Below are 22,726 nucleotides of genomic sequence, written 5' to 3' on the forward strand. Positions count from 1 at the left end.
CACCTCTTTCGAAGTTACATTACCCACTCGCTTAGCACCCTGCATTACTACAACGCACCGAGTTTGACTATATGGCTCACTGGCGATTACCATAACCGGACTTGCACCGACTGGTGTGGTCCAGCTTCGCTGGACACGCCTCTATAAAATAAAAAACGCTCATAAATACAAAAATCTAGTATTTATGAACGTTCATGTATATAAAAATTTAATTTTGCTAATTAATGATAAATCAACTATTTAAGACAACTTTTGGTAAAGATTTATCTCGCCTTCTCCTTCTGTGAAATCCTTAAAAACCACCATCGCTTTCTGGAAATGTTCTGCTTTCATATGTTGATCAAGAGACTCTTTATTCTCCCATTCTTCAATTATGGTTAGAACCTGCGAGTTTGACACATCCTGATATAAATCATAGCTGATGCAACCTGCATCTTTTTGATTTGTATCCTGAACCAGTTGCTTTGCTGCTTGAAGAAATTCTTCTATCTTGTCTGCCTTTATCACTTGTTTTGCTACTACTTTAATCATTGTATAATCTCCTTTTCTATTACCATTTATCATAATGTACCTTATCTACCTGATAACGATCTACAAACTCATTTTTTTGTCCATCCGGATAGCCCACTGAAATCATAGCAAATGGTCTAATATAGTCGGGCAGTTGAAATAAGTTTTTAACATTTTCTGCTACTGTATCTGCTGTGGCAACTCCAAACCATACCCCGCCAAGTCCAAGATGAACTGCTTCTAAAAGCATATTTTGTGCTGCTGAACTCAAGTCTTGCTCCCATGCTGTTGGAATGTGAAGCTCTTTTTCATTGGCAAGAATAATAAATGTAACCGCCGAATCTGCTGCTGGTTTTGCATAAGGAGATGTTTGTGAAACCTGCTCTAACATCTCTTTTTCTTTTATAACAATAAATTCCCATGGCTGCTGATTATTGGCAGACGGTGCCTGCATAGCCGCTCTCAGTAAACGGTCAATCTTTTCCGGTTCAACCATTTGATCCTTAAATTTACGTATACTTCTTCTTGTAAATATCTCTTTCAATAGAATGTACCTCCTTTTCCATGTTAAATATATCCTTTTTGTTCTGATTACATAGCATGCTACTATATTGTGGACAATTAAATATACCACTTTTATTTTATATTGTCAATTTTCTATTCTTAATTATTACTCACTACTCTAAGCTATTAATATCCTGGAAATTATTATAAACTCATCTTCACCCATAGCCGCATGCAAAATGTACTTTACCTTTTCTTAGTTATCCCGCATTTATTGTAAAACAATTCATTTTATAATATCTTTTTTACTTTAGTTCACATCATAGCCTCTTATGTACCCTGAATGTCAGAATATCTGCTTAATATTGATTTTCTTAAAATATCAACGGGTATCACCGTAAAGGCCAATATTACAACAAGTATTAAATCCTTAGCTTCTAGCTTCACGGTTCGAAATACACTACCACCAAAATATAATATAGTGATCTGTATCACTGTTACCATGCCCATTATCCATAAAAAAGGCTTGTTCGCAGACAAACAATCAAAAATATTTACTTCATGTGTACGCGCACAAAAACTTGTAAATATTGCTGAGAACATAAACAGACCAAAGAATGCTGTCATCTTATAAATTTCTTCCCGGTTCATAAATATTCTTTGTATCATATCACCTTTCAGGAAAAACAAACACAAAAGAGTTGCATAAACACTGTTTACCGTTATCTGATTCAACATATAAGAATTCATAATAGGTTCATCTCTTGACTTTGGCGGCTCATCCATGTATTTTAAACGAGCCTTTTCTCCACTGAATGCAAGGCCTGCCAGCGTATCCATTACAATATTAATCCAAAGCATTTGTATTACCGTAATCGGAAAATCAACACCAACCAAAGGTCCTATTACCGTAACTCCTACTGCACACATACAGATGCTTAACTGATAAATTATAAATTTACGAATACTTTTAAAAATCGTTCTGCCATAGCAAATGGCTTTAGCAATAGATAAAAAATTATCATCCAGTATGACAATATCTCCTGCTTCTTTTGACACTTCCGTTCCGCTTCCCATCGAAAATCCAATATCAGCCTGCTTTAAAGCAGGAGCATCATTGACACCATCACCAGTCATACCAACCACCAGCCCCTTTGCTTGCGCGACACGAACCAGTCTGCTCTTATCTGTTGGAAGTGCCCGTGCCACCACTCGAAGCTCAGATAATTGCTCTGTTAATACTGAGTCAGACAGAGAAGCTAACTCTCTTGAAGTCAGAACCAACTCCTTTTCAGATTGAATCAGACCAATTTCCTTTGCTATTGCATAAGCAGTCTCTCTAGAATCGCCGGTAATCATAACAGTCTGGATACCGGCAGTCTGCACCCGACGTATTCCCTCCTTGGCCTCACTGCGTATATCATCACGAATCCCTATAAATCCTACCAGCGTCAGATTAGAAAAACCTCTTCGCTTGATTTCCATACTGTCCATTGTACTGTCAGAGGTAGCTATGGCAAGAATGCGAACTGCTTTTTGAGTCATCTTTTTTAGCTGACTCTCAATTTTAGTACGGCTTGCTAAAGGAAAAACAGCTCCTGATTCATCATAAAATCTTGTGCAATGTGAAAGAATTTTCTCAGGAGCACCCTTTATTAGTGTTTTATTCCAATCCCCTGTAATTGTAGTAGCCATATATTTTTGCTCACTGGTAAAAGGTATCGTGCTTCGTTTATGAATATTTTTCTTAGGAACATGGGAGCCTGCTGCAAATTGCAGCAATGCACGATCCGTAGCATTTCCTCCCACCACTGCTTCTTCGCTTAAATATGCCTGGCAATTGTAAATAATAGAATCTCTTACAATATCCCCTAATTTAAAATGATTGTTAAAGAAGCCCTCTCCTTCATATATTTTACCGGAAGCTGTAATAAAATGAGTCACCTTTAGCTTACCACCTGTTAGCGTACCAGTCTTGTCCGAAAATAATATATTAAGGCTTCCTGCAGTTTCAATCCCTACCAACTTCCTGACTAAAACATTATCCTTTAGCATTCGTTTCATATTAGAAGACAGTACAACTGTTATCATCATCGGAAGACCCTCTGGGACTGCCATAACAATTACTGTAACAGCTAACGTGCAAGCTTGCAGCAGACAGGAAAACATTGCCTTCCATGAGGTAATTGTTTCAAGTATAAGCCTCGTTTCAAAATGATTGTCTAACACAATATGATTAAACAAATAAGCAACTGCCGAAAAGATTGCAGCAGCATAACCAAGTCTTCCGATTGAACCTGCAAGCTTATGTAAGCGGACACTTAACGGACTCTCTCTTGTTTCTTCTTGAATTTCAGCACCGATTTTTCCATAAAAGGTATTGTCCCCTACCTCTGATATCTTCATAAGTCCTTCTCCAAAGCAAACGACGGTTCCTGAATACAACAGTGTCGGATTCAGAAAATCACTCTCTTTGTGAGAGACTCCTTTACTTAAATACTTAGGGAACTTTTTTGCTTCCTTACTCTCCCCATTAAGGGAAGACTGGTCTACGTCAAGAGCACCTTGCACTAAATATCCGTCTGCCGGAATTCGATCTCCTGCCTGTAATAAGACAACATCGCCAACTACTATTTCATCCATGGGAAGCTGCATGATGCCCTCAACTCTCTTTACACGGCAATTAATCTTAGCAGCCTCCTCCTGCATTTTCTCAAAGGCGGATTCACTGCCATATTCTGATAGTGTGGAAACACAGGTCGCTAATAAAATAGCAACGGCTATTCCTACTGACTCAAACCAATTTGATTCATGAAACAAAAAGATTACGTTGATTGCCAAAGCAATTAGCAAAATCTTAATCATCGGATCTCCAAAGCTTTCCAGATAGCTTAATAAAATTCCTTTTCTTTTTTGCTTGCTCAAGCGATTTACTCCGTATTGTTCCCTAGACTTTTTAACTTCATCCTTGGTCAATCCATCCCATTCTTTATTTATATCCTGTTCTGAATAAGTTTCTTCAAATGCCAATTGATTATCCATATACGTATCAACCTCCTTGGCATATCTTATGATGATAGGGACAAGATTAGAATTTATTTTTGGAATTTTTTACTGACATAATCCGTACTCATCTATTTTCTATTACTCACCAATCAATATTCTGGTATCATAATATCTTTAAAGCTTTGTTTTTTCTTTATTATTTATTTCCTCCACCTGCTGTCTGGTTTCCAAAGTCATTGCATCCAATACAAAGTTATGTTCCCTCTCTTGCTTTTCTTTGTATTCCTGTTTTATTTTTTCATTTGCCCTTTCAATCTCTTCCTTTAGCTCTCTTGCTGATAAAAGCTCTGCTCCTGCTCCCCTGATAATGATTTGCTGCAAGCCATCTGAAGTTGCAACCACTATTCTATATTTATTCTGATTATCATGAGCAAATCTTTCTATATACTGGTCTGCGGTTTGAGCCTCTCTTGTAAAAACCATATGAATATTATGATAAGTAATGACTTCCTCTGTGTGTCCCTGAACACGATAGGCATCAAATACCACAATAATATTACATTTTCGTATTCCTTCATAATTACTTAGTATATCAAGTAATTTTGTTCGAGCTGCGTCCATGTTATCAGTTGCAAGAATACTAAGCTCTGGCCAGGCAAAGATAACATTATATCCGTCTACCAAAAGATACTCTTCCTTACATTCTTTTGTTTTACTTACATTAGAGTATGATTCAAAATAGCTTTCACGAACTGATTTGCTCCTTTTCCAAACTGATTTCTTCCCCTGATTGGCACGGTAAGTACTGCTGATAATTTGCTCTATTTCCTCCTGACTGACAAAGCGTTCCTGCTCCTCTGATATCTGGTTCTGGTATACCTCCTGTGGTATATCCTCCTTGCTTTGAAGATAACTTTCTACATGCATATGTGTTTTTACTTCATCCCAGGAAGCCAGAAAACCTGTGCCATGTGCGCAGAACACAGATCCAGTTGGATTTTCCAAATCTCTTTTTGCATCATATCCCATGCTCTCTATCATCTCTGCTTCATTATGGCATGGTGCATACCCCTTTAAACTGCAAAACAGTCTGCCTGTTCCTTTCGTATAAGTTATAACCTCCTGCTGATAATTTCTCATTGTACTAACAGGCACACTTCCGCAAAGAACAGTCATCAATCCATTGGTATGTGTAATTTCGCTCGTTCCTTTCCTTTTTTCAATATCAGTCATTGCCCGTCCAACCATGTCCTTTGGTACCTCAAGCACATAATCATAGTAAGGCTCAAGCAATATAGAATTGGCCTCCATCAGCCCCTGCCGCACTGCACGGTAGGTCGCTTCTCTAAAATCACCGCCTTGCGTATGCTTCATATGCGCACGGCCGGATACCAATGTTATTTTCATATCCGTAATAGCTGAGCCTGTCAAAACCCCTTTATGCTCCTTCTCCTGTAAATGAGTCAGAACCAATTTTTGCCAGCTTTTACCTAATATATCCTCGCTACATTTTGTTTCGAATAAAAGTCCGCTTCCAAGCTCACCAGGCTCTAAGAGCAGATGAACCTCCGCATAGTGACGCAGTGGCTCAAAGTGACCTACCCCCTCTGTCATTTCAGTAATCGTTTCCTTATAAACAATTTTTCCCGCTCCAAAGGAAACATTTACTCCAAAACGGCTTTGAACCAGACTTTTAATAATCTCTATCTGTACCTCACCCATCAACTGAGCCTGAATTTCCTGCAACTGCTCATTCCATATAATATGAAGCTCTGGTTCTTCTTCTTCAATTTGTCGAAGCTTTGGAAGCATCTGCCTGGGATCTTGCCCTTGCGGTAAAAGAATTTGATAGGATAAAACTGGTTCCAGCACCGGTGTATCTGAATCCTTTTCAATTCCCAAGCCCTCTCCCGGTCTTGTGTGCAAAAGCCCTGTGACTGCGCACACAGAGCCTGCCTCAATATCATTTACAACATCGTATTTCTGACCAGAGTAAATGCGTATCTGGTTTACTTTCTCCTCCCAAACGTTATTAGTCAAAGCATCTCTTACTTTCAACCCTCCACCTGTAATCTTCATATAGGTGAGGCGGTTACCTTGCTCATCTCTAGCTATTTTAAATATTTTTGCCCCAAACTCAGGTGGATAGTCTGGTATTATCATATACCTAAGTAAACTTTCCATAAATTTCTCAATACCTATCAGTTTTAAAGCCGAACCGAAAAAACATGAAAATAATTTACGTTCTTTAATCGCTTCACGAATCTTTTCTTTTTTAACATGTCCCATTTTCAAAAAATCTTCGAGCATTCCCTCCTCACACATAGCGAGCTGCTCATTAAACTTTTCTGACCCCTCACTCCCAAAATCTATACAACTGTCATCCAACTGATTTTTTATGTCTTTCATTATTTTATTCTGATCAGTACCATTTTGATCCATTTTATTGATAAACAAAAAAACTGGTATCTCATACATATCAAGCAGCCGCCATAGAGTTATCGTATGACCTTGCACACCATCCGCACCGTTTATTACCAAAATGGCATAATCAAGTACTTGAAGCGTTCTTTCCATTTCGGCTGAAAAATCTACATGTCCAGGGGTATCCAGCAAAGTGATCTGCGTTTGTCCTATTTCAAGCATCGCCTGCTTAGAAAATATAGTAATTCCTCTTGATCTTTCCAGTTCATAGTTATCTAAATATGCGTCCTTATTATCCACTCTACCTAATTTTTTGATATTGCCGGTTAGATACAGCATGCTTTCTGATAAAGTCGTCTTTCCTGCATCTACGTGTGCCAATATTCCGATCACTATTTTATTCATATTTTGTCTTAAATTCCTTTTCTTTCTTATATATCCTTATTTCAACTATAGTCAAAAATCAATTCTTTATAATATAATAACAATAAGTTAACATTTTGACAATTTTATCTTACTATTTTCCTTAATTATCGCTTATAAGCTTTTCACATTGCTATGTATACTTGTCTTCTATAAAGTATAAAATTAAGTATTTATCTATTCTATTAGCAATAAAAAAAGTCAAGTTACAATTTTCAACAAGATAATTAATTTTTTAACAAATGATACTACTTTTTTTTACTTGAATCTGTTATAATTAGTGTGGCAAATACACTAAAAATAAAAGGAGGTATTTTTTCATGTGTTCTAATCCACAAATTGAACAGGATTTTAATAAGCTAGAGAAGTTTATTGAAGATCTACCTGATAAAAAAGGCTCATTAATTGCAGTCCTTCACAAAGCTCAGGAAATATTTGGATACTTACCAGAAGACGTGCAGAAATTCGTAGCAAAAAAACTAAATATTCCGGTTTCAGAAGTAAATGGAGTTGTTACTTTCTATTCCTACTTTACAGAGGAACCTACTGGAAAATATGTCATTAATGTCTGTATGGGCACCGCCTGTTTTGTTAAAGGTTCAGGAGACGTTTTAGAAGAATTTGAGCGTCAGCTTAAGATTAAAGTAGGACAAACCACATCTGATGATAAATATACTCTTCAGGTTTTAAGATGCGTTGGGGCATGTGGTCTTGCTCCTGTTGTAACCGTAAATGACAAAGTATATGGTCATTTTACTAAAGATATGGTTGGCAAAATCTTAAATGAATATAATGAATAGGGGGTACCAGCATTGAATAGAATTAATTCTTATGAAGAGCTTCAAAATTTAGCAAAAGATTTCTCTAAACAGTTAGAAATGCTATCACCTTCCCTGGAAGAAGAATTAGCAGCTGAAAATAAAAGATGTAATCGTTATGTTAGTATCTGTGGAGGTACCGGATGTCAATCTGCTGATAGTACAAAAATCCTTGAGAATCTTCAAAAAGAGGTAGATGCAGCCGGTCTTTCTGATGAAGTAACGGTAGCAATTACCGGATGTTTTGGATTCTGTGAAAAAGGTCCTATTGTTAAAATTCAACCGGATAATACCTTTTATATTCATGTTACGCCAGAGGATGCGAAAGAAATTGTAACAGAGCATTTGTTAAATGGCCGATCGGTAGCAAGACTTCTTTATGAAGAGCCTACCATCAAAGATAAAGTAAAAAGACAAGACGAAATGTCTTTCTATAAGAAACAAAAAAGAATTGCTTTAAGAAACTGTGGGTTGATTAATCCAGAAGATATTACTCAGGCAATCGGTGCACAGGGTTATCTGGCACTTGGTAAGGTCATCTCTACTATGACTCCGGATGATTTGATCAAACTAATGATAGATTCTGGTCTTCGTGGACGAGGAGGCGGTGGCTTCCCAACAGGTAAGAAATGGTCTTTTGCAAAGGCTTATGATGCTGACCAAAAGTATATTATCTGTAACGCAGACGAAGGTGATCCGGGCGCATTTATGGATCGTTCTATTCTGGAAGGTGATCCAAACAGCGTTTTAGAGGCAATGGCGATCGCCGGCTACGCAATTGGAGCATCCAAAGGATTTATCTATATCCGTGCGGAATATCCATTGGCTGTTAATCGTCTTTATATCGCATTAAGACAGGCTAAGGAACTTGGACTTCTTGGTGATAATATCCTTGGAACCAACTTTAGCTTTGATATTGAAATAAAATACGGTGCTGGTGCTTTTGTTTGCGGTGAAGAGACTGCATTGATTCATTCCATCGAAGGAAAGCGTGGAGAACCTACTAATAAACCTCCTTTCCCGGCTGAGAGTGGCCTTTGGAATAAGCCAACCTGTGTAAACAATGTTGAAACACTTGCTAATATTCCTGCCATTATTAACAATGGTGCTGAGTGGTACAGCTCAATCGGAACTGCCGGCTCAAAGGGAACCAAAGTATTTGCGCTTGCTGGTAAAATCAATAACGTAGGTTTAGTAGAGGTTCCAATGGGAACAACCTTACGAGAGATTATCTATGATATTGGCGGCGGAATTAAAAATGACAGAAAGTTTAAAGCTGTACAAACGGGCGGACCTTCCGGCGGATGTATCCCTGCTGATAATTTAGATCTTCCGATTGATTATGAATCCTTAACTGCAATTGGCTCAATGATGGGCTCAGGCGGTATGATCGTAATGGACGAAGATAACTGTATGGTAGATATTGCCAAATTCTACCTTGAATTTACGGTAGAAGAATCTTGTGGTAAATGTACACCATGCCGAATTGGTAATAAGCGACTTCTTGAAATCTTAACCAAGATTACAAACGGTGAAGGCAGCGAAGAAGATCTTGAAACCCTAAAAGAACTTGCTCAAACAATAAAAGATACCTCTTTATGTGGTCTTGGACAAACAGCTCCAAATCCAGTATTAAGTACGATGAAATATTTTGGGGATGAATATGTTGCTCACGTAAAAGATCGTACCTGTCCTGCAGGTGTCTGTAAGAATCTGGTACGCTATGAAATTACGGATAAATGTATTGGATGTACCAAATGTGCCAGAAATTGTCCTGTTTCCTGTATTTCAGGTAAGGTTAAGGAGCATCATGTAATCCAGCAAGATAAATGTATTAAATGTGGAGCATGCTTCTCTAGCTGTCCTGTTAATGCAATAGTCAAAGGTTAATATCATATTAAAGAAAGAGGTGGACATTTTGAGTTTAGTTACACTTACTATTAATGGTAAAAAAGTGCAGGTTGAACAAGGTACTACGATTTTAAACGCTGCCAAATTACTTGAAATAAATATTCCAACATTATGTCACATGAACCTTCATGATGGTTCAGAACACAATCCAGGTTCTTGCCGTGTCTGTATGGTTGAGGTAGAAGGACGCAGAAATCTTGCACCTTCTTGTAATACTCCTGTTTCTGAGGGAATGGTTGTTAAGACTAATTCCATTAAGGCTATTACAGCAAGAAGAAACGTTGTCGAGCTTTTATTATCGGATCATCCCCAGGATTGTCTGTTATGTGAAAAGAGTACAAATTGTGAACTTCAGTCACTTGCAGCAGATATGGGAATTCGAGAAATTAAATACAAAGGTGAAATGTCAACATTTCCAAAGGATGTTTCCAGTGCTTCTATCGTAAGAAACTTAGACAAGTGTATCTTATGTAGAAAATGTGTTACTGTTTGTAATGAAGTTCAGACAGTATCCGTATTATCAGCAGTAAACAGAGGTTTTGATACTGTTATATCTCCTGCTTTTGGAATGCCAATGGTTGATACCAATTGTACTTTCTGCGGTCAGTGTGTATCTGTATGTCCGACAGGTGCATTAACAGAAGTAAATAATACTTCTAAAGTATGGAATGCATTAAATGACGATAGTAAATTTGTTATTGTTCAGACAGCTCCTGCTGTACGTGCTGCATTAGGTGAAGAATTCGGCAACGAATGCGGAACACCGGTTACCGGAAAAATGGTAGCAGCACTTAGATCTTTAGGCTTTGACAGAGTATTGGATACCGACTTTGCTGCGGACTTAACGATTATGGAGGAAGCAACCGAATTAATGGATCGTATTCAAAACGGTGGCAGACTTCCAATGCTTACAAGCTGTTGCCCTGGATGGATTAACTTTTTTGAACGTGAGTTTACTGATTTATTAGATGTTCCTTCCAGTTGTAAATCACCACAGCAGATGTTCGGTGCTATTGCAAAAAGCTATTATGCAAAGAAAATGAACATTGATCCAAAGAATATGATTGTTGTATCTGTAATGCCTTGTTTGGCAAAAAAATATGAAGCAGCAAGAGAAGAAATGGGCAATGACGTAGATATCGTAATCAGTACAAGAGAACTTGCTAAGATGGTCAAAGAAGCAGGAATTCATTTTAATTCCCTTCATGACGAAGAATTTGACAGCTTCCTTGGCGAGTCAACCGGAGCTGGCGTTATATTCGGTGTAACCGGTGGAGTTATGGAAGCAGCACTTCGTACTGCGTACGAATGGATTACAAATGAAACCTTAGATGATGTGGAGTTCTCTATGCTTCGAGGTATGGACGGAATCCGTGAGGCTACCATTCAGATTAAAGATATGCAGGTTAAGGCTGCGATTGCAAGCGGTTTAGGAAATGCAAGAAAGCTATTGGAAAAGATTCGTTCCGGTGAAGCAGATTATCAGATTATTGAGATTATGGCTTGCCCAGGCGGATGTATTGATGGAGGCGGACAGCCATATTTACATGGTCATTATGAAAAGCTTGAGAAGAGAGCAAATGCACTTTATCAAGAGGATCGTAACAAACCTCTTCGTAAGTCACATCAAAATCCGGCAATCATACAGCTTTACGATGAGTTTCTGGATAAACCAAACAGTGAAATTGCACATAAACTGCTTCATACACACTATACATGCAGAGAATGTGATTAATTATATTAAGTTTGAATGAACAGCTGATGATATAAATGTTTCACTCATTATAGATTAACCCAAAAGGAGATAGCGAATTTTTAGCTATCTCTTTTTTTGGTATCAGTATAAATCCATTTTTTTATAATACTAAATATTTACCTATTTTGGCTATTAAAACACTTGACCGAAACAACATATAAATGTACTATTATTAATATACACACATTTACACATTCTCATTTCTATTTCTATATATAGCAAAATTTTAAAAATTGTGAAAGGAACGTATGGGAACCAACTAATTTGCACTCATACAAGATTACAATGAAAAGAAAAATTTTAGCAATCGATGACAGTAAAATGAATTTAAAAATACTTTCAGATATACTGATGGAAGAAGACTACGATGTTTATACTCTCTTAGATGGAATAAACGTAATAGAAGCCGTATTAAATATTCAGCCTGATGCCATTCTACTTGATATTATTATGCCATCTATCGATGGAATTGATGTGTGTACATCATTAAAAAATACAGAGGAAACGAGCAGTATACCAGTTATAATGGTCACTGCTGTTACAGAAGGCAAGGTGCTAAGGCAAGCCTTTGATATTGGTGCATTTGATTATATTAAAAAGCCTTATGACCAAATTGAAATTGTAGCTCGCTTAAAATCAGCAATCCGATATTATGATCAGCAAAAAAAGCTTGAATCACTTGCAATGAAAGATGGCTTAACTAATCTTTATAATCATAGAATGATCATGGAACTTTTTGAAAAAGAATTTAACAAAGCAATACGTCAGCAATATTCAATCGCCTTTATGATGTTTGATATTGATCTTTTTAAAAAAGTGAATGACACCTATGGTCATAAAATTGGTGACTGTGTTCTTAAAAACATTGCCAATGTTTTAAAAGCTTCTTTAAGAACATGTGATTTTGTGGGGCGTTATGGAGGTGAAGAATTTTGCATAATTGTATCCAATCAATCCTTTGAATCCGTACTTCAATTAAGCGAACGAATTCGAGCTACGATTGATCATTATGTTTTTGAAGCGGGAAACAATTCTATGCACATTACGATTAGTATTGGTGTAGCCTATAAAGAACCACTTTCGAATATTTCACACAATGAATTAATTATAATTGCTGATCAAAAGCTCTATGAAGCCAAAAAAAACGGAAGAAACAGAGTGGAATGTCAACTGCTGGTGTAAATAAGAGCACAGCTTCCACATTAAAACGAAAGCTGTGCTTTACTATTGCATTGATCATTTTTAATATTATATCTGAACTTCCATATGATCTTTTTCATCGTATTCAACTACCGTACAATCATTTACATAGATTCTCTCTGGCAAGACGATTAATACATGAGCTTTATCCTTATTAATCGGCATTGCTGCAAAATGCCACACGCCTATGTTTAATTTTATCATGGTACCTTGTGGTACAATAAAAGCTTCTGTCAATTCCGGCACCGGATCCTTAGATGGTGGTGCAACATGCAACACTACATCATCATCAAGTACAAGAAGTCCTTCTGCTGTTGTGTTATGAAATTCAGCAGTTGTTATAATCATTTTATCAGACTTCTCACAAACGAGCGGTGAAAAAGCCACCGGTAAATCTCCTGAAACAGACAAGTGAACCTGATCGGGATAAAACGAGCCTATATGATTGCCCGTTGGTTTTTGAATGCTGGCATACTCTCCATAAGGGGCAAAACTTTCTTTCGTCAACGGATTTGCTTTAATTATTCTCATAAGTATTCGCCTTCTCTTTCTAAAAATTTCTCACTATTTTCAATTCTAATGTATCTCTAGACTACAGTACTTCTTTACTTATGTCATTTAGAAATTCATCTACAAAAAACAAGGCAGCACCTGTAGCCACTGATTCTATCTCATTTTTGCAAGGAATCAGAAAACTTTTTGAGGACTCCCCAAAAGGACCTCTTGCATCTACTTTTTCACAAAGCAATGGCATATAAGCTTTCATGTGTGCTCCAACATAGCCTCCAAGAATAACAGTGCAGCCAAATAGCATTCTGATATCCGTCACTGCCATAGCCAGATGTTCTAAATACTGATCCCACACCTTTTGCATCTCTTCATCACCCTGCTCAAGCTTACTAAAAAAAAGATTCAAGTCACAGTCCGTATGACTGGATAGAACTTCTGCATTGCAGTAAACATCTAAACAGCCTTTTTGTCCACAGTAACATTGCCCGCCATCCGGGATCAGATTCAGATGTCCTACTTCTCCACTATACAGACCATCGCCCAGATAAACGTTATCATTTAATAATACACATCCGCCTACGCTATCACACAAGCTAAAATAAAATGCATTATGTATTTCTGTAGACATCCATATTTCCGAAAAACCGGAAGCATATGAATCATGAATGAGTCTTGTAGGATATGATATATACTTAGAAAATTCTTCACAACTCATGCCATCATTATCAATTACTCTACCTTGTATTACATATCCTTCTTCATGGTTTACAAGTCCTGGCACTGCAATACTGACACCCAAAATTTTGCTGCGGTTTAATTTAACACTTTCTATAATCTCTTCTACCGCTTCACCTAAAAGCTTGAGGTATTCATCATCACGACGATAGTTCTGCCGTTTGTAAATATACTTAATAACATTTCCATCCAAATCCACAATAATGCTTTTAATATGATGTCTTGTAATATCCAAACCAATTGCAACCTTTGCATCAGAAATATAGGAATAGGCTACAGGATTTCTACCACCTGCTTTATTGGCAACCTTGCACTCCGCGCCAATCATCCCCTGTTCAACCAGATATTCCAGATTTTGTGTAACAGTAGGAAGACTTAGTTGTAAATCATAAGCTATGTCCTGTTTTGTGGCCATTTTTTTCTTTCTTATATAAAAATATATTTTATCTCTATTTTTTTGTTTAATATCAAAAATATTCATTCAGCTCACCATCATTTCATAGGTATTTGTCTATTATTATATAAAAATTCTCCCAGCTTGTAAAGCCACTGAAAGCCTTAATATCCAATCAATCGATATTGAAATGCTAATTTGAGCCTTTGGCTTGGTTGCGAAGCTTCTTTAAGCGCTTCATTATATTATTTTCTTTGCCAAAATAATCGTGCATCATTTTATATTCCTTATATAATTCATCATAGATTACTGCATTTTCCTGTATCGGCGAATACATTCGATCCTCAAGACGAGACATTTTTTCTGATGCCTCCTCAATCGTGTCATAGCCACCGTTTCTGCTGCCGGCCGCCACTGCCCCAAAAAGTGCAGCACCCAAAGCCGGAGCCTGTGCAGAGGATGATATTCTAATTTCACGTTTTGTAATATCAGCATAAATTTGCATCAACATCTCATTTTTTCTTGCAATACCACCCGCAGCAAATAACTCCTTAATTGGCACGCCACCTTCTTCAAAAGCTTCTATAATCACTCTGGTTCCAAAGGCGGTGGCTTCAATTAGCGTGCGATATATTTCCTCTGGTTTAGTCAGAAGTGTACAGCCAAGAAGCATTCCTGTGAGGTCTGCGTCAGTAAGAATACTTCGGTTACCATTCCACCAGTCAAGCGCAAGCAACCCGCTTTCTCCTGGCTTTAATCTGGAAGCTTTTTCTGTGAGCAACTGATGAATTCCTATTTTTCTTTCGTTTGCCTCCTGCTCGTAGAGTGTCGGTACCGCATTGTGAACCATCCAATCGAAATGATCTCCTACGCATGCCTGACCGGCTTCATAAGCAAAATATCCAGGAACAACTCCATCCTCTACCACACCGCCAACTCCGGGAATAAATTTTTCTTCCATTCCCATCATAATATGACAAGTTGATGTTCCCATAATCATAAGCATTTTACCCGGTTCTGTAATCTTTACCGCTGGAAGTGCAACATGGGCATCTACATTGGCAACTGCAACCGCAGTTCCTTCCATAAGCCCCGTGAGCTTTGCTGCTTCCTTTGTCAAATATCCTGCCGTGTCTGTAGTTTGATAAATTTCACGGCTTAATTTATCATCCACAAAATGCTCTAACTTAGGATCTAATGCTTTAAAAAATTCATCTGAAGGATATCCATTTCTCTTAGACCATACTGCCTTGTAACCCGCTTGACAAAGACTTCTTCTCTCAGAACCGGTCAATGAAAGTACGATCCAGTCTCCTCCCTCGATAAAACGATCCATTGCATGATAGAGTTCTTCATCTTCATGAAGAATCTGCATCGCCTTTGGAACTACCCACTCTGAAGACATCTTTCCACCATAGCGTTTGATAAACTCCTCCTGTCTTTCTTTTACAACTTGATTAAATCTATCAGCCTCGTATTGAGCCGCATGATGTTTCCAAAGCTTTGAATATGCGTGAGGACGGTTTTCATATTCCTTATGAAAGCATAGAGGGGTGCCATCCTTATCAATCGGAAGCACGGTACATGAGGTAAAATCAACACCAATTCCAATTACCTGCTCTTTGGTAATTTTAGCTTGTCGAAGCGCATCTGGAATTGTCATCAATACATCAAGGTAATCCTGTGGATGCTGTAAAGCTGTTTCCGGTGCAAGCCTTGTAATACCATCAGGCAAAACCTCATCCATCACTGCATGTTTATACAAAGATTCAATGCAAACAACTTCTTCACCATTTTCTACATCAGCCAGCAAAATTCTCCCTGAAAGGCTGCCATAATCAATCCCTATTGTATATTTTTTCATCTCATACCTCCTATGTTTTAGAAGCAGGTAAATGCTCCATCAATTACGAAATCCGAACCTGTTGTAAAATCACTTGTATCACCTGCAAGATATACTGCAATAGCCTGAAGCTCATCAGGTCTTCCCATTCGTCCAAGTGGTGCCATTTCATTCCATTGTTCGATTAAAGGCTTCAAAGTCGGAGATTGCAATGTGAGCTCGGTTCCAATATAACCAGGACTAATTGAGTTGACGCGTACACCCTTTTTCGCAAATTCAACTGCCATTGATTTTGTCAGCATAATAACGCCTGCCTTTGATGCATTATAAGAGCATTGCGGCTGTGGGACATTTACAATATGTCCAGACATGGATGCAGTATTAATAATGGAGCCTTTTTTCTGCTTTAACATAACTTTTGCAGCCGCCTGTGAGCTAAGAAATATTCCATTTAAATTAATATCAATGACCTTTTTCCACTGCTCATAGGTCATTTCATCAGCAGGAATATTCATGCAAATACCTGCATTGCAAAAAGCCACATCTAATTTACCAAAGGTATCCAAGATGATTTGCATCATATGGTCTACCTCCTCCTCTTTCGTTACATCAGCTTGAATGGCAATAGCCTTTACACCAAGCATTTCAATTTCTTTTGCAGTTTTTTCAGCCTCTTCCATGTCCAAATCAATAATTGCCACATCACTGCCTGCCTCAGCAATTGCTGTTGCGATTGCTTTTCCAATTCCTCTGGCTCCTCCTGTTATAAAGGACACTTTTCCATCCAATCTCATTCTCTCAATAATTCCCATTACGATTTCCTCCTTTTAAAATATTTTTTAAATATATTTTATAAATCTATTTTATAAATCTATCTTTAATTATATACTTGATATTTACCCTTGTCAATTTGTTTTAGCGTATTTTCTAATATATAACACAAAGAGGTTGTCCCTAATGTCGTTTCATGACTTTTGGGATAACCTCTACTATTACTTAATCGTCGCTGGGATCGACATCAATTAAAACTTTCATTGTGGTTTCAGCATTCTTATCTATGTATTCATATGCCGACTGATACTCCTTAAACGAGAAATGCTTACTCATAAGAGGTTTTAGTTGTATCTTACCTTCCTCAACCAAGCGAATTGCATCCACATAGTCTTCATGCCTGTACATCATTGATGTATTTAGCTCTAATTCGGAATCGTTTAGCTTTGCAAGATCAACATTGGCCATACCTGCATATACAGCAACAAGGATTATCTTACTGCCCTTTCTGGCATTCTGAATTGCCTGCTCCATTGTAATATCATTGCCTGCACAATCATAAATAATATCTGCTTTGTCTTCTCCAAAGCATTCCACAAAAGCTTTGGCAAAATCAACCTTTTTAGTGTTATAAACAAAATCTGCTCCACACTTTTTTGCAAGCTCAAGCCGATAATCAGAAATGTCAGTTACCATAACAATTTCAGCTCCCATAGCTTTCAATGATTGGCTTAGCATAATACCTATAGGGCCTGCACCAAGAACTGCTACTTTCATTCCTGCTACATTTCCAGCACGCTTGCATGCATGAACTGTCACTGCAAGAGGCTCTATCATAGCACCTTCATCATAGGTCATACCGTCTGAAAGTGGTGTTACCTTAGATGCATCAACAACAAAATACTCACTTGCCGTTCCGGTTGTTTGAAATCCCATAACCTTTAAGTTTTCACACAAGTTGTATTTTCCGTGTGTACATGGATAACATTTCTTGCAATATACCTGTGGCTCTATAGTGACCTTTTGTCCGATTTTAAATTCTGTTACTCCCTCACCTAATGCCTCTATTCTTGCCGATACTTCGTGCCCCTGAGTCAATGGATAGGTAACATAAGGATGTCTTCCGTGATATACATGAATATCACTTCCGCACACACCTATTCTTTTTATTTTTACCAATACCTCTTTGGCACTTACCGTTGGAATCGGAATCTCTTGAAAGGTAATCTCATGTGGCGCAATCATTACTTCCTGTGTCATTGTCGTTTTCATAAGTTTTCTCCTCTGATTCAATTTATAGTTGTAACTTTATCTACTATGCTACTACACGTTTTCTTTGTAAGCAGTCAAAGCCTACAGCAAGTGCTAGTACAAGTCCTTTTACTACCATTTGCATATACGTACTTACGTTTAAGAGAACCATACCATTTGTCAATATGCCAATAATTAAAACACCGGCAACTACATTTGACATTTTTCCATAACCACCTGATACAGAAACACCACCAAGTACAACGCAAGTAATTACGTCAAACTCATAGCCTTTTCCTGCGGTTGGCTGCGCAGAATTAGTACGAGAAAGCATTACAATACCTGCAAGCCCTGCAAATAGGCCAGATAATGCATAGATTAAATATTTGATAAATCCTACTCGAATACCGGAAAGCCTTGCAGCTTCCTCATTTCCTCCCACTGCGTAGAAATAGCGTCCAAAATAGGTTTTGTTCAAAATGAACGATCCAATTGCAAAACAGGCTATCATAATAATAACAGGAACCGGAATAGGTCCAATATATCCTTGGCCAATAAACTTAAATCTTTCATCAAAACCATATACCGGAGTTCCGCCGGAGAGAAGATAGGCAGCACCTTCAAATATTATTTGTGTTGCAAAGGTGGCTATCAATGCCGGCATTCCAATAGAAGATACTAAAAATCCATTAATCACACCTATCATAGTAGCCATCAGTAAAGCGCAAATTACGGCTGCTGTCATGCTAAAGCCACTGTTTACCATTAAATAAGCACATACAATATTTACAATCGTTATAATAGAACCGGTTGAAAGGTCAATGCCTGCTATCAGTATAACAAAGGTCATTCCAATTGATGCAATGCCATACATGGATACCTGTCTGGCTATGGTAAAGAGATTGGATGAGGAAAGGAATCTGTGATTTGCTAAAGCAAATCCTATAAATAGAACTGCAAATACAACCCAAATTGCTTTACTTTTTAATTGATTGAGAACATTATTCTTCATGTTGTACCTCCTTAACGGCAGATGCCATTCTCATTATCGAATCCTGCTTAAATTCTTCTTTTTTTAATTCTCCTGTTATATGTCCTTCTGCCAAGACTAAAATTCTATCTGACATACCCATTAATTCTTCCATTTCTGAAGAAATCAGCAGAATGGTTTTGCCTTTCTCTACCAAGTTATTCATTAACTTGTAAATTTCAAATTTAGCACCTACATCAATCCCGCGGGTAGGTTCGTCAAATATAATTAGTTCAGAATTTGCAGCAAGCCATTTCCCAAGTATTACCTTTTGTTGGTTTCCACCACTTAAATTCTTTACCAGCTGATTTAATGTCGGAGTTTTTATCATTAATTCATCTTTATATTGATTGGCAATCTCTGTTTCTTGCTTTGAGCTAATGACGCAAGCCTTGGATATTTTCTTGTAGATTGGCATATTGATGTTATTCTTAATCGAAACTCCAAGCAATGCACCATGACGCTTTCGATCTTCCGGCACCAAAGCGATTCCATAATCGATCGCCTCACGAGGACTCTTTGGATCAATCTCTTTTCCTTTAAATATTATCTTTCCTGAAGTTTTTCTTACGGAGCCAAATACCATCTGTGCTAGTTCCGTACGCCCTGCTCCAACTAAACCGCCTAACCCCAAAACTTCTCCCTTTTTAATCTTCAAATTAATATCACTGTCACCATTTCCACATACATTATAAAGTTCAAGAACAATTTCATCATCCTTGATACAATTTTTTCTGAGGGGAAAAGATTCTGTTAATGCACGTCCTACCATTAATTGAATCAATTCATCCACATGAGAATCTTTTGTAATAAGAGTTTTAATATATTCACCATCACGTAATACTACAATACGATCAGATAAGCGGTAAATTTCTTCTAGCCTGTGAGAAATGTAAATAATCGATACACCCTTTGCTCTTAGTAATTCACAGACCTTAAACATGCTTTCTACTTCTGCACTGGTAAGTGGTGCCGATGGTTCATCCATAATCAGTACTTTCGCATCCTGCTTAATAGCTTTTGCAATTTCAATCATTTGCTGATAGCCCACTGTCAAATCACCTACTAAGGTTTTGGGATTAATTTTAATATTCAACTGTGCAAACGCCTTTTCTGCTTCCTTTTCCATTGCTTTCGTATCGACAATAAATCCCTTTTTGATCGGATTGCCAAGAAAAAGATTCTCTGCGGCTGAAAGACCTTTTACATTATTAAATTCCTGATAAATGATTGCTATTCCGTTCTCTGCGGCAAGCTGAGGTGTCATGCTGGTGAATTCTTTTCCATTAATCACAATTTTGCCTGATGTTGGAATAACAGCACCGGAGCAAGTTTTAATTAAAGTTGATTTTCCCGCACCATTTTCTCCGATTAATGCCAGAATTTCACCTTTTTTAACCTCAAGTGAAACATCCTTTAAGGCAATCACACCCGGATATTCTTTTCTAATATGCTGCAACTCTAATACATATTCATCATTCATACTTTTACCACACCATTCCTCTTTGATAAAATGTGGAGCTGTTTATCATGACAGCTCCACATTAACAATTTAGTCAATTACCGCGTATTATTTATAATCTGCTAAATATTCTGCTGCATTTTCTGAGTCAATAACAAGAAGCGGTCTTACAAGATTCTGGTCTTCAAAGGTTTCTCCGTTTAACAATCTCTCATATAAGTCTACAACTGCTTCTGCAGTCTTTTTGTTAGAGCCTTCAAATCCAACGGAAGCTCTGCTTGCTTCGCCGTTTACAATTGCTTCTAACTGTTGCTGTGTTGCGTCTGCTGAGAATATACCCATATCCTCTGGAATTTTTCCACCAGTAGCTGTCATAAAAGCTTCATTTGCTCCAATATCACCGCCTGCTCCAATAGAGCATACCACCTTTACATCCGGATTAGCTTGAAGAATTGTTTCCATATTTGACAATGCTGTCTGCGCATCAAGTGCTGGCTGCTGTGCAACTACTTCATAGTTATCCTTACAGATTTCTTCCAACGCTGCTAAAATACCATTTTCTCTTTCTAACAAAATTGGTGTTTGAGGATAATTCATAATTGCTACCTGAGCCTTATTATCTGCTGAATAGTGATCGTTAATGAAATTTGCAGCTTCCTGACCAATTGAATAACCTAACTTCGTATTGTCAAGAATCCAGTTAAGATCTGTATTTGTCATCTTATCATCCCAACACATAACCTTGATTCCGGCATCCCTTGCTTCTTTTAAATAATCCTCAATTGCGTTTGGATCAGATGGGTGAACCATGATTAAATCTACTTGATCTGTTATGAAATTCTCAATCTGCTGAATCTGAGTTGCTGAGCTATCATTACAAGCAAGAACTGTATAATCCCAGCCTTTTTCTTTCATTAATGTCTCAACCACTCCAAATACACCTGCCCAATAGCTGTTTTCCAGAGATTGAATTGTAATACCAACCTTAAATGTCTTTTCTGCGTCCTGATCTTTTGCAGTATCCGTGGTTGTCTGTGTGGAGTCTGTTGTTTTTGTATCTTCTGTTTTTGTAGTATCTTCACTGGCAGTCTCCTGTTTGCTTGAGCTACAGCCTGCCAATAATGTCGCCACCATTGCGGTAGCAAGTAATAATGCCATAATTTTCTTTCTCATAATTGTATCCTCCTATTTCATTATGTATAAACAGCACTATGCTATTTATTTCGAATACGAATGCTTGTATAAATTATAGTTACACTACGGTAAAGCAGCCATCTATAATCATGTCACAACCGGATGTGTAGGTGGCAGCATCTGAAAGTAAATAAATGACCGCTCCTGCTAATTCTTCTGGCGTTCCCATTCTCTTATACGGTATGGATTCAATCCATAGCTTCTGCCATTCAGGATTAGAATTTCCAGTAATGGCGGTTTTTATATATCCAGGACTGATTGAGTTAACTCGTATTCCTTTCTTAACCCACTCTACTGCAAGAGATTTTGTCATATGAGCAACAGCCGCCTTGGAAGCATTATAAGACGCTTGTCCCTGTGGAATATTAACAATGGTTGCTGACATGGAAGCCGTATTTACAATATTTCCTGTCTTGTTATTCTCAACTAAATACTTACCAAACTTTTGTGCTACATAAAAGGCTCCGTTAAGATTTACATCAATTACCTTTAACCAGTCGCCTGGTTCACATTCCAGTGCAGGCTTGTGCACGCAGATTCCTGCATTATTAAATAGTAAGTCAAGTGTTCCCATATCCTCGGCCGCCTGATTGATACAATCCGAAACACTGTCTGGTTTTGTTACATCACAGATATACGCTTTTGCGCGTACTCCATATTCTTTTGCTATCTTCTCTGCTACCGCTGTGGCATCTGCCATATCAAATATTGCGATATCAGCTCCTGCATCTGCGATATAAGATGCTACAACTTCTCCGATGCCCTGATTTCCACCAGTTACAATACATACTTTTCCTTTCAATGAAAAAATGTCATGTTTCATATCTTATCCCTCTCTTTTTATTATGAATAGCAAGACTTGTATACCTATAGTTAAATATACTTGAAATTATTTTTTAAAATAGTTTTGTAAAATTACTTTGTTTAACTCTTTAATTTACTTTACTACACATTGTTTATAATGTCAATAATTTATTTAAAAAA

The 22,726-nt window shown here is 37.6% G+C and carries 17 protein-coding genes; 4 read left to right on the forward strand and 13 right to left on the reverse strand.

Going from position 1 to position 22,726, the window contains the following annotated elements; genetic code table 11:
* Nucleotides 1-240: 240 nt before the first annotated feature.
* From C8E03_RS15205 to C8E03_RS15220, 4 genes are all read right to left on the reverse strand, one after another.
* Entirely contained in the window at nucleotides 241-531 is a 291-nt protein-coding gene (locus tag C8E03_RS15205; RefSeq protein ID WP_242993580.1) for a putative quinol monooxygenase, read from the reverse strand.
* Between the two features lie 19 nt (nucleotides 532-550).
* Nucleotides 551-1,054 (reverse strand): nitroreductase family protein, encoded by a 504-nt coding sequence (locus tag C8E03_RS15210; RefSeq protein WP_110291479.1) that lies wholly within the window; start codon nucleotides 1,052-1,054, stop codon nucleotides 551-553.
* 290 nt (nucleotides 1,055-1,344) lie between these two features.
* The gene (locus tag C8E03_RS15215; RefSeq protein WP_094376140.1) at nucleotides 1,345-4,056 is read right to left on the reverse strand and encodes a calcium-translocating P-type ATPase, PMCA-type; all 2,712 of its coding nucleotides are present in this window, start codon (nucleotides 4,054-4,056) and stop codon (nucleotides 1,345-1,347) included.
* 138 nt (nucleotides 4,057-4,194) lie between these two features.
* Nucleotides 4,195-6,849: a translation factor GTPase family protein gene (locus C8E03_RS15220; RefSeq protein ID WP_110291481.1), complete on the reverse strand. Its 2,655-nt coding sequence runs from the start codon at nucleotides 6,847-6,849 to the stop codon at nucleotides 4,195-4,197.
* Between the two features lie 338 nt (nucleotides 6,850-7,187).
* Here C8E03_RS15220 and C8E03_RS15225 point away from each other — a divergent pair, with 338 nt between their 5' ends.
* The 4 genes from C8E03_RS15225 to C8E03_RS15240 all read left to right on the forward strand — a co-directional run bounded on the left by C8E03_RS15225 (nucleotide 7,188) and on the right by C8E03_RS15240 (nucleotide 12,534).
* Complete coding sequence (locus tag C8E03_RS15225; RefSeq protein WP_094376138.1) at nucleotides 7,188-7,667, forward strand: NADH-quinone oxidoreductase subunit NuoE family protein; 480 nt, start codon at nucleotides 7,188-7,190, stop codon at nucleotides 7,665-7,667.
* Nucleotides 7,668-7,745: 78 nt separating this feature from the next.
* The gene (locus C8E03_RS15230) at nucleotides 7,746-9,575 is read left to right on the forward strand and encodes an NADH-quinone oxidoreductase subunit NuoF (protein ID WP_334294030.1); all 1,830 of its coding nucleotides are present in this window, start codon (nucleotides 7,746-7,748) and stop codon (nucleotides 9,573-9,575) included.
* 19 nt (nucleotides 9,576-9,594) lie between these two features.
* Nucleotides 9,595-11,331 carry an NADH-dependent [FeFe] hydrogenase, group A6 gene (locus tag C8E03_RS15235; RefSeq protein WP_408609921.1) on the forward strand — a complete coding sequence of 579 codons (1,737 nt, stop codon included), beginning with the start codon at nucleotides 9,595-9,597 and terminating at the stop codon, nucleotides 11,329-11,331.
* Nucleotides 11,332-11,637: 306 nt separating this feature from the next.
* Entirely contained in the window at nucleotides 11,638-12,534 is an 897-nt protein-coding gene (locus C8E03_RS15240) for a GGDEF domain-containing response regulator (RefSeq protein WP_110291483.1), read from the forward strand.
* Between the two features lie 66 nt (nucleotides 12,535-12,600).
* Here the strand turns inward: C8E03_RS15240 and C8E03_RS15245 are convergent, their stop codons facing one another.
* The 9 genes from C8E03_RS15245 to C8E03_RS15285 all read right to left on the reverse strand — a co-directional run bounded on the left by C8E03_RS15245 (nucleotide 12,601) and on the right by C8E03_RS15285 (nucleotide 22,565).
* Nucleotides 12,601-13,083 carry an ureidoglycolate lyase gene (locus C8E03_RS15245; protein WP_110291484.1) on the reverse strand — a complete coding sequence of 161 codons (483 nt, stop codon included), beginning with the start codon at nucleotides 13,081-13,083 and terminating at the stop codon, nucleotides 12,601-12,603.
* A gap of 61 nt (nucleotides 13,084-13,144) precedes the next feature.
* Nucleotides 13,145-14,212: an ROK family protein gene (locus C8E03_RS15250; RefSeq protein WP_170123016.1), complete on the reverse strand. Its 1,068-nt coding sequence runs from the start codon at nucleotides 14,210-14,212 to the stop codon at nucleotides 13,145-13,147.
* 172 nt (nucleotides 14,213-14,384) lie between these two features.
* Nucleotides 14,385-16,055, reverse strand: coding sequence for a ribulokinase (gene araB / locus C8E03_RS15255; protein ID WP_110291487.1), 1,671 nt, complete (start codon nucleotides 16,053-16,055; stop codon nucleotides 14,385-14,387).
* A gap of 17 nt (nucleotides 16,056-16,072) precedes the next feature.
* On the reverse strand, nucleotides 16,073-16,846 hold the full coding sequence (locus tag C8E03_RS15260) for a glucose 1-dehydrogenase (protein ID WP_094376131.1): 774 nt from the start codon (nucleotides 16,844-16,846) through the stop codon (nucleotides 16,073-16,075).
* Between the two features lie 184 nt (nucleotides 16,847-17,030).
* Nucleotides 17,031-18,065: a zinc-dependent alcohol dehydrogenase gene (locus C8E03_RS15265; RefSeq protein WP_094376169.1), complete on the reverse strand. Its 1,035-nt coding sequence runs from the start codon at nucleotides 18,063-18,065 to the stop codon at nucleotides 17,031-17,033.
* 55 nt (nucleotides 18,066-18,120) lie between these two features.
* Entirely contained in the window at nucleotides 18,121-19,068 is a 948-nt protein-coding gene (locus tag C8E03_RS15270) for an ABC transporter permease (RefSeq protein WP_094376130.1), read from the reverse strand.
* Nucleotides 19,058-20,569 carry a sugar ABC transporter ATP-binding protein gene (locus tag C8E03_RS15275; RefSeq protein WP_094376129.1) on the reverse strand — a complete coding sequence of 504 codons (1,512 nt, stop codon included), beginning with the start codon at nucleotides 20,567-20,569 and terminating at the stop codon, nucleotides 19,058-19,060. The genes C8E03_RS15270 and C8E03_RS15275 overlap by 11 nt, the downstream gene beginning before the upstream one ends.
* Before the next feature lie 87 nt (nucleotides 20,570-20,656).
* The gene (locus C8E03_RS15280) at nucleotides 20,657-21,721 is read right to left on the reverse strand and encodes a sugar ABC transporter substrate-binding protein (RefSeq protein WP_110291488.1); all 1,065 of its coding nucleotides are present in this window, start codon (nucleotides 21,719-21,721) and stop codon (nucleotides 20,657-20,659) included.
* A gap of 79 nt (nucleotides 21,722-21,800) precedes the next feature.
* Nucleotides 21,801-22,565 (reverse strand): SDR family oxidoreductase, encoded by a 765-nt coding sequence (locus C8E03_RS15285; protein WP_094376127.1) that lies wholly within the window; start codon nucleotides 22,563-22,565, stop codon nucleotides 21,801-21,803.
* Nucleotides 22,566-22,726: the final 161 nt, after the last annotated feature.

Origin of the sequence: Lachnotalea glycerini (assembly GCF_003201285.1) — a bacterium.
Lineage (GTDB): Bacteria > Bacillota > Clostridia > Lachnospirales > Lachnospiraceae > Lachnotalea > Lachnotalea glycerini.

Bases quoted from the DNA above. Each gene is read 5' to 3' on its own strand.
- C8E03_RS15205 (WP_242993580.1), bottom strand. From the start codon at position 531: ATGATTAAAGTAGTAGCAAAACAAGTGATAAAGGCAGACAAGATAGAA.
- C8E03_RS15215 (WP_094376140.1), bottom strand. From the start codon at position 4,056: ATGGATAATCAATTGGCATTTGAAGAAACTTATTCAGAACAGGATATA.
- C8E03_RS15220 (WP_110291481.1), bottom strand. From the start codon at position 6,849: ATGAATAAAATAGTGATCGGAATATTGGCACACGTAGATGCAGGAAAG.
- C8E03_RS15225 (WP_094376138.1), top strand. From the start codon at position 7,188: ATGTGTTCTAATCCACAAATTGAACAGGATTTTAATAAGCTAGAGAAG.
- C8E03_RS15230 (WP_334294030.1), top strand. From the start codon at position 7,746: ATGCTATCACCTTCCCTGGAAGAAGAATTAGCAGCTGAAAATAAAAGA.
- C8E03_RS15240 (WP_110291483.1), top strand. From the start codon at position 11,638: ATGAAAAGAAAAATTTTAGCAATCGATGACAGTAAAATGAATTTAAAA.
- C8E03_RS15245 (WP_110291484.1), bottom strand. From the start codon at position 13,083: ATGAGAATAATTAAAGCAAATCCGTTGACGAAAGAAAGTTTTGCCCCT.
- C8E03_RS15250 (WP_170123016.1), bottom strand. From the start codon at position 14,212: ATGGCCACAAAACAGGACATAGCTTATGATTTACAACTAAGTCTTCCT.
- araB (WP_110291487.1), bottom strand. From the start codon at position 16,055: ATGAAAAAATATACAATAGGGATTGATTATGGCAGCCTTTCAGGGAGA.
- C8E03_RS15260 (WP_094376131.1), bottom strand. From the start codon at position 16,846: ATGGGAATTATTGAGAGAATGAGATTGGATGGAAAAGTGTCCTTTATA.
- C8E03_RS15265 (WP_094376169.1), bottom strand. From the start codon at position 18,065: ATGACACAGGAAGTAATGATTGCGCCACATGAGATTACCTTTCAAGAG.
- C8E03_RS15270 (WP_094376130.1), bottom strand. From the start codon at position 19,068: ATGAAGAATAATGTTCTCAATCAATTAAAAAGTAAAGCAATTTGGGTT.
- C8E03_RS15275 (WP_094376129.1), bottom strand. From the start codon at position 20,569: ATGAATGATGAATATGTATTAGAGTTGCAGCATATTAGAAAAGAATAT.
- C8E03_RS15280 (WP_110291488.1), bottom strand. From the start codon at position 21,721: ATGAGAAAGAAAATTATGGCATTATTACTTGCTACCGCAATGGTGGCG.
- C8E03_RS15285 (WP_094376127.1), bottom strand. From the start codon at position 22,565: ATGAAACATGACATTTTTTCATTGAAAGGAAAAGTATGTATTGTAACT.